This is a genomic window from Bacillus sp. FSL H8-0516, from assembly GCF_038635285.1.
Classification (GTDB): Bacteria; Bacillota; Bacilli; order Bacillales; family Bacillaceae; genus Bacillus; species Bacillus safensis.
Genome location: NZ_CP152051.1, coordinates 3,663,742 through 3,676,061, shown reverse-complemented (window position 1 = coordinate 3,676,061; position 12,320 = coordinate 3,663,742). Strand labels below are relative to the sequence as shown.

Below are 12,320 nucleotides of genomic sequence, written 5' to 3'. Positions count from 1 at the left end.
ATTTATTTTTATCACTGATGGATGCCCATCGCGTGAAGCATCGTGTTGAATTTTGCAGATGTTTCAGCTAGCTCTTCTTCTGCTTTTGATCCTTTGACCACTCCTGCACCAGCAAAGAGACGGAGAGAGTGACCCTCAGCTTCTGCACAACGAATGGTGACAATCCAATCCCCATCACCATTTGTATCTGCCCAACCGATCATTCCTGTGAAAAATCCTCGATCGAAGGGTTCAATCGCTTGAATGGCTTCACGTGCATCTGCTGTAGGTGTGCCGCATACTGCGGGTGTTGGATGAAGGCTAAGTGCCAAATCAATTGAGGACACACTGGAATCTATTAAGTCACCTTTGACCACAGTAGATAAATGCCACATCGTTTCTGTTTGAATGACGGATGGTGATGCAGGCACATCTAGTGTATGACAGTATGGAGTAAGCGCTTTAGTGACAGCTTCAACAACCACTGCGTGCTCGTGTAAATCCTTCGCTGAGGTGAGGAGTTCATCTCGGCGGCGCTGGTCTTCTACTGGATCTGAACTGCGCGGCCGAGAACCAGCGAGTGGATTGGAAATCACAGATGAACCAGTTTTTGAAAGAAGCAGTTCAGGGCTTGCCCCAAGAAGTGTGCGCTTTTGGGAAGATGCCGGGTCAGCTACATTTGCAGCAAACGTATAGCCAGTTGTATTATGACGAGCCAGTCGTTCGAGTATTGTTTTCGTATGAATATCTCGATTTGCTTTGAGATGGAGAGATCGAGAGAGTACGATTTTGCTAAGCTCTCCGTTCTCAATTTTAGCTAATCCTTCGTTCACACCATTCATGTAGACCTCTGGAGCGGGGACAGGTGTCACCTCATAGGATGGCAATGCCGCTTCTGACTCCTCATCACCTTGTTGAAATTCGAGTGGATCACTAAACTGTACATGGACTGGTACATTTAAACGAACGGGCTGCGCCGGATCAAACGGGACAGCACCTGCCACAATCGGTGTTTGGATACCAGCTTGTTTGGCATCGTCAAATACATGCGCTACCCTTGTGGATAGTTCATTTAGCTGATTGGTTTCAATATGCTGGAAAATCCCTTCGGCAAGTATCGTGCGTTTAGGTGAAGCAAGAAAAAAAGCGCCTGGCTGATAGTCTTGAAGCAACTGTATTTTTTCTTCTGACGACAATAATGAATGTTTCATGAAAAGGCCTCCTTTTAAATGAAATGCTAGATTCCGAGTGTTGCGCCGCCATCAATCGTGAGGTTCTGCATCGTAATATGACTGGATTGCTCAGATGCAAAGAAAATGACTGCATCAGCAATGTTTTGAGGATCAGCGATTTTTTGTAAAGGAATACCGGTTTTATACGTCTCTAATGAGCCTTTAATTACCTGATTTTCTCCTTGTTCATCAGACCATAAAGCCCATTGCATGGGTGTTGCGGTAGAGCCGGGAGAGACGACGTTGCATCTAATGCCATAGGCAGCCAGCTCTAAACCAAGTGTTTTTGTAAAGGAAGTAGCTGCTGCTTTTGAAGCGGCATAGGCAGCCATATTCATTCTAGGAATGGCACCAGCGTTAGAGCTGACAGTCACAATGACCCCTTCTGATCTTTTCATCATGTATTTGGAGACAGCTTGAGATACGTAAAAGACACCATGTGTGTTGACTGCGAAAGTTTGTTGCCAGTCATCTGCACTAAGCTTGTCAATAGAACTGATTCGAAGAATGCCTGCTACATTGACCAGTAAATAAATAGAGCCAAGCTGCTTTTCAATTTGATCGACAATATGCTGAACAGAAGCTTGATCGGTGATGTCACCTGGATAGGCAAAGGCACGTATGCCTTCATCCTTCATTTGCTGGACGGTGCTTTGCAGCTGCTCTTCATTTGCGTCAACTGCTGCAATAATCGCCCCTTCTTCGGCTAGTCTTTTTGCGACTGCTTGTCCAATACCTTGACCTGCGCCTGTGATCAAGGCAATTTTTTGAGATAGACCATTGTGTTTCATGTGTTCACTGCCTTTCCTTCATGTCTGTGGTTGTGAAAGGATCATCATGATAGAGTGCAAAACGAAAAGCGTAATTCATCAGCACCGGTAAAACGGACGTATGTCCTTCATCAGGGAATTCGTGATAGGACGTATGCAAGCCATATGCGGATAAAGGCAGCATACGATTTGCTAGTCCATGTGCATGATCATTCATTTGACATGGATGATGTTTTTCTAACTCACCTACACCTACAAGCAGCCTGACATTCATAGACATCTGACGTATATGGCTGGTGAATTGGTGTTCCTTTTCTAGAAATAATTCTTTGTTCCAGTGGATAGAAGGACTGCCCGCAATATATGTCTGATAAGCATCAGGGTGCTCAAATAGTGTGTGTAATACAAAAAGACCGCCAAGAGAGTGTCCAAACAGTGTTTGACGACTCTGGTTGATCGGAAAGCGCTGCTCGATATAAGGCTTTACAATCTTTTCTAAAAAAGAAAAGAACGCAGAGGCCCCGCCATATGTATGGTTGGAGAAGTCCTTTCTTTTGCCACCAATGGAAGCGTCAGGGCCGGTAAGAGTGAGATCATAATGCCTGAGCGGATGATAGGGAGCTTCTGTCTGATAGCCAATTCCAACAATGATGGCAGGTACGACACCTGTTTTTTCAGGCCTTCTTGACTGTAAACGAAGTGCTTCGACCATTGAGCCAAAAAGTGAATTTCCATCAAGCACGTACATGACTGGAAAACCAGCCGCTGGAGGAGTTGTATTCGGTTTAAATATAAAAAGTCTGTAAGGGTGTGCTGTGATATCCAGCTGCTCCGTCCCAGGTATAAAAAAAGGACGGCTTTCACTGAAAAGAGAATCCTCAGTACCTATTCCTTCAGGGCGTTTGGACATGTGTAAAATATCCCCTTCCTCAAATTGACTCTCATATGCTGATAAAAGCAGGCTTGCGGATATAGGATGAGTGTAGAGATTGAAGAATGGTCCCTTCAAATGAAAATGATTCTCAATTATCACGCAAGCAAATCAAATGATAATGGTTATCAATTATGAAGTCAAATGTTCATTAAGTGGTGTAATTGATAATTTGATCTAAATTTTCGGAAAATAAAGGACTAAATAACTACCAAATGAATGGAAATAGGGAATGCCGGACTGAGTCATTTAAAAAGAGGAGAAATACCAAAAGACCTTGACCGTCACGGGATATTTACCATTTTCTTCTGTTTGATTCAGGAATATATATAGGTTTTTCTTCTTGAAATCATTTTGAGGAAAAATAAGTCTATAGACCTCCTTGTATTTTTAGGAAAAAAGAGGAGAATTTTTCGAAAAGCTGGAGAGCATATCTCACAACTTATTCAATCTCATGCGTAAATTCATATACAATTTTCTAAGGAAGACAAGATCGAAGGGAATGTAGGCAGAATGAAAACTCCATTAGGAAAGCTAAGGCTAAAACTGCTTGAACATCAGCTCAAACTGAAAAATACGTTTACAGTGGAAGAATATCATGAAATGAAGCAATCATTACATGAAATACGGATGACATTTGCGGCCTATGAACAATGGGATTTATACCAGCGAGCCACCGATATGATCACCATCCTCCTCTTTCAACACGCCCTCAAGCAAAACGACCATTAACATTTTCACTTTTTATGAGCAGCGTATTTCTTATGGAAGCACAGTGCTGTTTTAAAGTTGGCCAAATATCATATAGCATTAAAAATGCGGAAATGAAAAAAGTAAGGGATGTCCCCTTACTTTTTGATCAATCGGTTTACATGTCTGTAAACACCATTCAATTAGAAACCATCTGTGACATCATATTCGTAACGAATATCGGCTTTGACATTGCTCATAGTAGATCTCGCAGTAGCCTTTGCGTTGTACTTAAAGCTCCATTTTTGAGCCACTTTTAATTCATCTTCCAGTGAAATACGATAGGACCCACTTGTTGCAGATGAAACAAGTGATGTGTACCAAATATTACTTTCACTAGCCATCAGTTTGTGTGTGACATTTCCTTGGTTAGGCGATTGGGTACTAGTCGTTGAAATCGATTTAACGACAGCATTGTTAGGAATAGAAGAATTGGTTGTTAAATCCATTGTAATGACAGAAGAATCAACACCTGCTAGATTCAAAGATGAATTCCCCAGGTTGGTAGCAGTCCCGGTAAAATTGAATGTCCCATTCCCAGATTTGATACGATCTTGAATGGAGACAGTAAAATACATATTCCCTGTATATGAGCCACGGGTCACTTTCACAAAATAAGTTTCTGAAGTTGAAGTAACGTCACCAGTATTTGCAAATATAAAGGGTGTTACTGAATCAGGATTAATCACTCTTGACCCTGGCTTAGAACTCTTCGAATTATACACCTCGATTTTCATCCCCGTATATTGCTTATTATACGAACTTCGCACATAGACCCTTTCACCCTTATTGATCGTGAACTGATAATACGCTTCATTTTCACCTTCAGGTAAGATTGTTGTATCTGAACGACTATTTTTCCAATATCCCATTGAGCTGGCTGTGTTAGGACTGTTATTCCCCGTAATAGCCGCTTCCGCTGAATGAGGTGCAAAAAAACTAGTAACAAGCACGAATGCCAATGCAGGTAATAAAAAACGTTTGAAGATAGTATTTGTCATATTTTAACCCTCCTTGTAATAATTACTATATCGGATCAAAACTAACAAATTTTAACTGAATTGCCGATATATTTAATAATCACTATTTTTTAAAAAGGAGAATCAAAATGAATATTAATACGTCATACACGGCAGGTGTTTCAAACAATCAGAACAGAATCGATTATAAAGGTCAATCAGCTATTAAAAGTACAAATGAGGTGATGACCGAATCTGATAGACGGATGAAAATATTAGATGAAAAATACGAAAAAATAAATGAACAAAATAAACGTTTCAAAAATCCTCATGGTCATATACACGATAAGTATCGAAATCCACGCTCGCCTTATTTTAGGAGTGATCTAACTAAAGTAGAAAGAGAAGCTGCATATACGATGGAGATTGGCTGGGCTAATTCTGGAAAAGGAGGTCAATATGACTTTAATGATGCCGCCTTTCGTAATGAAAAACGGTATGACCCTACCCAAGAAAGTGTAGAAAAGAAAATACTCAATCGCCAAAAGGTCAACGAACAATTACAAGATTTATTCTCTAAAAACGGGATAACCATTCCTAAAAACACGAATTTAACTTTTACCATTGATCCAAATAATTTCAAATTAGTGGTGAGTGGATCAACAGACGAATCGCTGATGAAACAAATAGAAGACTTATTAAATACAACCAACAATACAAGAGAATTATTTTTCCATATCATGAAAAGCAGAAATGATGATTCTACTCAATTCACACCGGATTCTCTAGCAAAGTTCCATCTTGTCAATCAAATCAAAACGGTGACAGGCTATAATTTAAAGGATTTAAGCATTGTAAATGGTCAATTTGTAACGGATAACGGAACGAATATTTTTGATCTATACAAAGAAGAACTTCTTAAAAATCCATACACAGCAGAAAATGCACGCATCGCCGCTTCACATTACGGTGCACAGCTATTTGACCTAGCGAAAAACGGGTTTGATTCCATTCCAGACTTGGTGTTATCTATTGGTTATCAAAACGGCTCCTTATATGACATTGGACAAAAGGTGAATTACGGAGTATCAAAGTGAAGATAAATACATCGAACACGACAGCTGTTCTAAATAAGCAGAACCTTCCGGACTTCAATAGCCATCCAGCTATTAAAAGTACAAATGAGGTGATGACCGAATCTGATAGACGGATGAAAATATTAGATGAAAAATACGAAAAAATAAATGAACAAAATAAACGTTTCAATGATCCTCAAGACCATATATATAATAAGTATAGAAACCCTTACTCTTCTTATTTCAGAAGTGATCTAACAAAACCGGAAAGAGAAGCTGCTTACATTATGGAAATGAGTTGGGCAAGGAATAATAAAGGTGGACAATATGACTTTAATGATGCCATCTTCCGTAATGAAAAACGGTACGATCCAACCCAAGAAAGCGTAGAGAAAAAAATATTCAATCGTCAAAAGGTCAACGAACAATTACAAGATTTATTCTCTAAAAACGGTATAACCATTCCTAAAAACACAAATTTAACTTTTACCATTGATCCAAATAATTTCAAATTAGTGGTGAGTGGATCAACAGACGAATCGCTGATGAAACAAATAGAAGACTTATTAAATACAACCAACAATACAAGAGAACTATTTTTCCATATTATGAAAAGCAGAAATGATGATTCTACTCAATTCACACCGGATTCTCTGGCAAAGTTCCATCTTGTTAATCAAATCAAAACGGTGACAGGCTACAATTTAAAGGATTTAAGCATTGTAAACGGTCAATTTGTAACGGAAAACGGAACGAATATTTTTGATCTATACAAAGAAGAACTCCTGAAAAATCCATACACAGCAGAAAATGCGCGCATTGCCGCTTCACATTACGGAGCACAGCTATTTGATCTAGCCAAAAATGGGTTTGATTCTATTCCCGATTTGGTGCTATCTATTGGTTATCAAAATGGCTCTTTACAAGACATTGGACAAAAAGAGAATTATGGGATTAAGAGAACAATAGATTAACAAAACGTGGACGACAACAGGTACAAAACCAGATACCGTTAATAAATGACTCTATAACAATTGATGTTACAGAGTCTTTTCTATATGAAATGCGCTGGTTTGTACAAAATATCAACATGGTAATTTTGACTATAGTCGATGTTTTTCACTTTTTTATTGATGAAAATGTTAAAATGATGAGTAGCGTATTTTTTTATGAAAGGACGGTGCTTGGCATGACGGAACTTCTCGATGACCGGCTGCCGCCGCAAAATATAGAAGCCGAGCAGGCCGTATTAGGTGCTGTTTTTTTAGAACCATCTGCGCTAACGCTCGCTTCTGAGGTATTAATTCCAGAGGATTTCTATAGAATGTCGCATCAAAAGATTTACAATGCGATGCTTATACTTGGCGATAGAGGAGAACCGGTCGATCTTGTCACGGTGACATCTGAGCTTGCCAATACAGATTTACTAGAAGAGGTAGGCGGGATTTCGTATTTAACCGACATTGCGAATTCTGTCCCAACTGCCGCAAACATTGAATACTATGCAAAAATTGTAGAAGAAAAATCCATTTTAAGACGTCTGATCCGTACCGCGACAACCATTGCACAAGATGGATACACGCGTGAGGATGAAGTAGAGGACCTGTTGAGCGATGCTGAAAAGACCATTATGGAAGTGGCGCAGCGTAAAAACTCAGGAGCCTTTCAAAACATTAAGGACGTTCTTGTTCAAACATACGATAATATTGAACAGCTTCATAACCGTAAAGGCGATATCACAGGGATTCCAACAGGTTTCTCTGAGCTTGACCGGATGACAGCTGGATTCCAGCGAAATGATTTAATCATTGTAGCGGCTCGTCCATCAGTAGGGAAAACCGCCTTCGCATTGAACATTGCCCAAAATGTCGCGACCAAAACGGACGAAAGTGTTGCTATCTTTAGTTTAGAGATGGGTGCGGAGCAGCTCGTTATGCGTATGCTTTGTGCAGAGGGGAATATCAATGCACAAAACCTAAGAACCGGTAATCTGACAGAAGAAGACTGGGGCAAGCTGACAATGGCGATGGGCTCGCTGTCAAACAGCGGAATTTTCATTGACGATACACCTGGAATCAGAGTAAGTGAAATTCGTTCGAAATGCCGCCGATTGAAGCAAGAAAATGGTCTTGGCATGATCCTGATTGACTACTTGCAGCTCATTCAAGGAAGCGGGCGATCAAGCGATAACCGTCAGCAGGAGGTTTCTGAAATCTCTAGGGCATTAAAATCGCTGGCAAGGGAGCTTGAAGTTCCGGTTATTGCCTTGTCTCAGCTTTCCCGTGGGGTAGAGCAGCGTCAGGACAAACGTCCGATGATGTCTGATATTCGTGAATCAGGAAGTATCGAGCAGGATGCCGATATCGTGGCATTCCTTTATCGTGATGATTACTATGACAAAGAATCAGAGAATAAGAACATTATCGAAATCATTATTGCCAAACAGCGTAACGGTCCAGTTGGTACAGTATCACTGGCGTTCGTCAAAGAATATAACAAATTCGTCAATCTGGAAAGAAGATTTGATGATGCGGGAGTTCCGCCCGGTGCTTAAAGCCCAGCTCAAGAAGCTGGGCTTTTTTGATTGATCTACATCGAAAGAATGATTGAAAAAACAATCAAAATGAGGAGGAGAGAGAAAAAGAGAGAGCGTATACTAAAAGGAGAAAAGGAGTGAAGACTGATGAAATTTCAACAGTTTGAAGCCGCTCAATTACGTATCGCACGCCCAACCGTCAACATGAAAGAGGTTGTTTCCTTTTATGAAGAAGGCTTAGGGCTCAAACGAATAGGCTCATTTGATCAGCATGAAGGGTACGATGGTGTGATGCTCGGGCTGCCTCACCAGCATGTTCATTTAGAAATCACCAAACATGAAGAAGAAGACAGCCTGCCCGTCCCGCATCCAGAACAGCTGCTTGTTTTTTATATTCCAGATGCAGAGGAATTTCAGCAAATGAAAAAGAGATTGCTCTCATTTGGCGGACGGCAAGTCACCTCAACAAATCCATATTGGGAACGAGGAGGAGCAACCATTGAAGATCCAGATGGGTACCGAGTTGTCCTCATGAACACAGATGGAATCACCCCCGTTTAAAAAAAGACTCCCACGTCTGGGAGTCTTTTCTTTTATGAACGAGATGTCACACGCAGTTTCAGCTCTTTCAATCCATACATACTGCTGCTTGTCATTGGAACGTAAGAGAGAAGCTCCAGCGCCTCATATCGTTCCATTAAGACCTTCATAGCAGTGCATGCTTCAAGACGAGCAAGCGGTGCGCCTAGACAGAAATGGATGCCGTGCCCGAAACCAATATGAGGGTTAGGATGGCGGTGTATATCAAATTCATGTGCGTTTGAAAAATGACGCTCATCCCGGTTGGCAGACGCAAGAAACACGATGACATTGTCCCCCTTTTTCAACATTTTTCCTCCGAGCACTGTGTCTTCTGTGACATAGCGGACGATCGTAGGAGCTGGTGCACGAAAACGGACTGCTTCCTCTACCGCTCGAGGAATAAGTTCAGGAGATTGAGCGAGTGCTTTATACGTACCTGGCTGTTCTAACAAGCTAAAGACCATATTGGAGATCAAATTAGTGGTTGTTTCATTGCCAGCTAAAAGAAGAAGATTACAGAATGGAATTAATTCATCCGCTGACAGCTTGTCTCCATTCTCCTCTGCTTGGATGAGGAGGGAAATCAAATCATCACCGAGGTTGTGACGTTTTCTTTCAATAGTGTCTGCAAAAAACGCCATCATGTCAGCTTCTCCTTGGTCCCGAATTTTCTGCCATTCAGCGACATCCTCCGTATCTTCACTTTTAGGCATACTGACGAGAATATCTGACCATTCTTTAAAGGATTGTTTATGCTCTGACGGCACACCTAAAAGCTCTGCGATCACGATGACTGGGAGTGGATACGAAATGTTTTGAACAAGGTCAATCTCTTGTTTTCCTTCTAATTCTGCCATGAGTTCTTCCATCAATTCTTGAATACGCGGCTCCCACGATTTTATGACTCGAGGTGTAAAGGCTTTGCTGACAATGGAGCGGATGCGAGTGTGATTGGGCGGGTCCATCATCACCATTGTTTTCATCAAGGAGTGCTTCCGCCGGTCTTTAGGCGGCTGACTCGAAAAGGTATCTTTATCGATTGTCACACGCTTTGCTTCCTCGTAGGTGAATACACTCCATGTTTGGCTGGCTTCATCAAAATGAACAGGTGATGTCTGACGCATGTTGGCATACCAATCGAACGGGTGATACGGATCCTGCTTATGTTTCCCTCTTAATAACGCTTTTTGCACGGCATTTGGTGTTGTTGTTTCCACGATTATCACTCCTTATGGGTTGTCAGATGATTCCTTTTTTTCATTGTGTTAGATTAAAGTTAATTCATCAGCCTGGAGGATTCAACCAACAGAAAAACGAAATCTGTTGAAGAAAAGAGGAAGGGGAGAGCGGCTTGTGGCGGACTGCTACAGAGGGGATAAGCGCGCAACGGAATCAAAACAGCATTTAAGAAAAGCGTTATTTCAGTTATTAAGAGAAAAAGAGTGGGGCAAAATTTCTGTACAGGATTTGACGAAGAGGGCAGGCATCCACCGGACGACTTTTTATCAGCATTATGAGGATAAATTTGATCTTGCCCAGCAGGTGATGGCTGAGATGTTTGATGTGATGAAAGATGCTATTTTTGCTCCTGTATCGGAAGAAGATTGGCAAGAAGAGCATGCAGCATATGTGTATATTTTTCGATTTTATCAGCATTTGCAGGAACATGAAGAGGAGTATCAAATTCTCTTGAAAAGAGGCCGAGAGCTCAATATTCGTCAAACGGTTTGTGCTTTTTTTGAAGATAGCTTTTCTTTAGGGGCAGAGGAGGTCGCAGGTAAAAAGGCTGCTCGGCATCTTGTTCCTCTCGACATGCAGAAGCAATTCGTCATGTCCGCTTATGCTGGCACGGCTGAATGGTGGCTGAGGACAGGAAGACCGTACTCACCTGATTTTATGGCAAGTTCAATGATTCAGCTGATTCAAAATCAATCAAAATAGGGACAAATCAAAATCGTTGTTTTTACTCAAAATCTCCCTTTTTAAGCACTGAAGAGACGATTAAAGCGCTTTTTCTCATATTTAAAACGAACAAAATTCAATTTCGAGATATTAATGTTCGGATTTCGCGTTGACTTTTTCGTTGTGCATTGATAAAATAAATGTGTTTGAAAGAGATAACGTTTTGAAAGGTTAACGGAGGTGCACGATATGTCTTCAGTAGTCGTAGTAGGTACGCAGTGGGGTGACGAAGGGAAAGGGAAAATTACCGATTTCCTTTCAGAAAATGCAGAGGTGATTGCCCGTTATCAAGGGGGAAACAATGCAGGTCACACGATCAAATTTGATGGAGTGACATACAAGCTACACCTCATTCCATCCGGTATTTTTTATAAAGAGAAAACTTGTGTCATCGGTAATGGAATGGTAGTTGATCCTAAAGCGTTGGTCACTGAGCTTGCGTATCTTCACGAACGGAATGTGAGTACAGATAACCTCAGAATCAGCAATAGAGCCCATGTTATTCTGCCTTACCATTTAAAATTGGACGAGGTAGAAGAAGAGCGGAAAGGGGCTAACAAGATCGGTACGACGAAAAAAGGAATCGGACCAGCTTATATGGATAAAGCTGCCCGCGTCGGTATCCGTGTCGCAGATCTATTAGATCGTGAAGTATTTGAAGAAAAGCTTGCACGCAATCTAGAAGAGAAAAATCGTCTTTTAGAGAAAATGTACGACACAGAAGGCTTCAAGATTGAAGATATTTTAGACGAGTATTATGAATATGGCCAGCAAGTGAAAAAATATGTCGTAGACACATCTGTTGTTTTGAATGATGCACTAGATGAAGGCCGCCGCGTGTTATTTGAAGGAGCACAAGGGGTCATGCTTGATATCGATCAAGGGACATACCCATTTGTGACATCATCTAACCCGGTAGCTGGAGGCGTGACGATTGGTTCTGGTGTAGGACCAACAAAAATCCAACATGTAGTCGGCGTGTCAAAAGCGTACACAACACGTGTTGGAGATGGCCCATTCCCAACAGAACTCCATGATGAAATTGGCGATCAAATTCGTGAGGTTGGCCGTGAATACGGTACGACAACTGGACGCCCGCGCCGTGTCGGCTGGTTTGACAGCGTTGTTGTCCGTCATGCACGCCGTGTGAGCGGAATTACAGATTTATCTCTTAACTCAATTGATGTACTGACAGGGATTGAAAAATTGAAAATCTGTGTCGCTTATAAATTGAATGGAGAAATCACTGAGGAATTCCCAGCAAGCCTAAATGAATTAGCGAAATGTGAGCCTGTCTACGAAGAAATGCCAGGATGGACAGAGGATATTACAGGCGTAAAGAACTTAAGTGAACTGCCTGCAAATGCCCGCCATTATTTAGAGCGCATTTCACAATTAACAGGTATTCCACTTTCCATTTTCTCAGTCGGACCAGATCGTTCACAAACGAACGTTGTCCGCAGCGTGTACCGTCCATAAGAATAGATTGATGAAGCACCAGTAAAATCTCGCATTTTACTGGTGTTTTTTTGTTTAAATATTC

The 12,320-nt window shown here is 41.3% G+C and carries 12 protein-coding genes; 7 read left to right on the top strand and 5 right to left on the bottom strand.

From position 1 onward, the window contains the following. Nucleotides 1–11: 11 nt before the first annotated feature. Genes dhbC through MHB67_RS18625 form a run of 3 tightly spaced genes read right to left on the bottom strand, consistent with a single transcriptional unit; the run spans nucleotide 12 to nucleotide 2,891 of the window. Nucleotides 12–1,190 (bottom strand): isochorismate synthase DhbC, encoded by a 1,179-nt coding sequence (dhbC, locus tag MHB67_RS18635; RefSeq protein WP_122632121.1) that lies wholly within the window; start codon nucleotides 1,188–1,190, stop codon nucleotides 12–14. A gap of 26 nt (nucleotides 1,191–1,216) precedes the next feature. After that, the gene (locus MHB67_RS18630; protein WP_103132527.1) at nucleotides 1,217–2,002 is read right to left on the bottom strand and encodes a 2,3-dihydro-2,3-dihydroxybenzoate dehydrogenase; all 786 of its coding nucleotides are present in this window, start codon (nucleotides 2,000–2,002) and stop codon (nucleotides 1,217–1,219) included. Nucleotides 2,003–2,006: 4 nt separating this feature from the next. Next, entirely contained in the window at nucleotides 2,007–2,891 is an 885-nt protein-coding gene (locus MHB67_RS18625; protein WP_103132528.1) for an alpha/beta hydrolase-fold protein, read from the bottom strand. 534 nt (nucleotides 2,892–3,425) lie between these two features. Here MHB67_RS18625 and MHB67_RS18620 point away from each other — a divergent pair. Further along, complete coding sequence (locus tag MHB67_RS18620) at nucleotides 3,426–3,644, top strand: hypothetical protein (protein ID WP_103132529.1); 219 nt, start codon at nucleotides 3,426–3,428, stop codon at nucleotides 3,642–3,644. 161 nt (nucleotides 3,645–3,805) lie between these two features. Here the strand turns inward: MHB67_RS18620 and MHB67_RS18615 are convergent, their stop codons facing one another. Further along, on the bottom strand, nucleotides 3,806–4,663 hold the full coding sequence (locus MHB67_RS18615) for a hypothetical protein (protein WP_103132530.1): 858 nt from the start codon (nucleotides 4,661–4,663) through the stop codon (nucleotides 3,806–3,808). A 107-nt stretch (nucleotides 4,664–4,770) separates the two neighbouring features. On the opposite strand from MHB67_RS18615, the gene MHB67_RS18610 reads away from it, so the two are divergent. The 4 genes from MHB67_RS18610 (at nucleotide 4,771) to MHB67_RS18595 (ending at nucleotide 8,794) form a co-directional block, all read left to right on the top strand. Further along, the gene (locus tag MHB67_RS18610; RefSeq protein WP_103132531.1) at nucleotides 4,771–5,718 is read left to right on the top strand and encodes a DUF4885 family protein; all 948 of its coding nucleotides are present in this window, start codon (nucleotides 4,771–4,773) and stop codon (nucleotides 5,716–5,718) included. Next, entirely contained in the window at nucleotides 5,715–6,671 is a 957-nt protein-coding gene (locus MHB67_RS18605) for a DUF4885 family protein (protein WP_103132532.1), read from the top strand. The genes MHB67_RS18610 and MHB67_RS18605 overlap by 4 nt, the downstream gene beginning before the upstream one ends. 215 nt (nucleotides 6,672–6,886) lie before the next feature. Next, nucleotides 6,887–8,251, top strand: coding sequence for a replicative DNA helicase (gene dnaB / locus MHB67_RS18600; RefSeq protein ID WP_024424034.1), 1,365 nt, complete (start codon nucleotides 6,887–6,889; stop codon nucleotides 8,249–8,251). A 129-nt stretch (nucleotides 8,252–8,380) separates the two neighbouring features. Then, the gene (locus MHB67_RS18595) at nucleotides 8,381–8,794 is read left to right on the top strand and encodes a VOC family protein (RefSeq protein ID WP_024424033.1); all 414 of its coding nucleotides are present in this window, start codon (nucleotides 8,381–8,383) and stop codon (nucleotides 8,792–8,794) included. Between the two features lie 32 nt (nucleotides 8,795–8,826). Here the strand turns inward: MHB67_RS18595 and MHB67_RS18590 are convergent, their stop codons facing one another. After that, the gene (locus MHB67_RS18590; RefSeq protein WP_342492706.1) at nucleotides 8,827–10,032 is read right to left on the bottom strand and encodes a cytochrome P450; all 1,206 of its coding nucleotides are present in this window, start codon (nucleotides 10,030–10,032) and stop codon (nucleotides 8,827–8,829) included. Between the two features lie 136 nt (nucleotides 10,033–10,168). Between MHB67_RS18590 and MHB67_RS18585 the strand changes: the two genes are divergently transcribed. Together MHB67_RS18585 and MHB67_RS18580 are read left to right on the top strand one after the other, a co-directional pair. After that, complete coding sequence (locus MHB67_RS18585) at nucleotides 10,169–10,756, top strand: TetR/AcrR family transcriptional regulator (RefSeq protein ID WP_044333093.1); 588 nt, start codon at nucleotides 10,169–10,171, stop codon at nucleotides 10,754–10,756. 210 nt (nucleotides 10,757–10,966) lie between these two features. Then, nucleotides 10,967–12,256 carry an adenylosuccinate synthase gene (locus MHB67_RS18580; protein WP_024424032.1) on the top strand — a complete coding sequence of 430 codons (1,290 nt, stop codon included), beginning with the start codon at nucleotides 10,967–10,969 and terminating at the stop codon, nucleotides 12,254–12,256. Nucleotides 12,257–12,320 lie beyond the last annotated feature (64 nt).

Coding starts and splice junctions, on each gene's coding strand:
- dhbC (WP_122632121.1), bottom strand. CDS start 1,190: ATGAAACATTCATTATTGTCGTCAGAAGAAAAAATACAGTTGCTTCAA.
- MHB67_RS18630 (WP_103132527.1), bottom strand. CDS start 2,002: ATGAAACACAATGGTCTATCTCAAAAAATTGCCTTGATCACAGGCGCA.
- MHB67_RS18625 (WP_103132528.1), bottom strand. CDS start 2,891: ATGTCCAAACGCCCTGAAGGAATAGGTACTGAGGATTCTCTTTTCAGT.
- MHB67_RS18620 (WP_103132529.1), top strand. CDS start 3,426: ATGAAAACTCCATTAGGAAAGCTAAGGCTAAAACTGCTTGAACATCAG.
- MHB67_RS18615 (WP_103132530.1), bottom strand. CDS start 4,663: ATGACAAATACTATCTTCAAACGTTTTTTATTACCTGCATTGGCATTC.
- MHB67_RS18610 (WP_103132531.1), top strand. CDS start 4,771: ATGAATATTAATACGTCATACACGGCAGGTGTTTCAAACAATCAGAAC.
- dnaB (WP_024424034.1), top strand. CDS start 6,887: ATGACGGAACTTCTCGATGACCGGCTGCCGCCGCAAAATATAGAAGCC.
- MHB67_RS18595 (WP_024424033.1), top strand. CDS start 8,381: ATGAAATTTCAACAGTTTGAAGCCGCTCAATTACGTATCGCACGCCCA.
- MHB67_RS18580 (WP_024424032.1), top strand. CDS start 10,967: ATGTCTTCAGTAGTCGTAGTAGGTACGCAGTGGGGTGACGAAGGGAAA.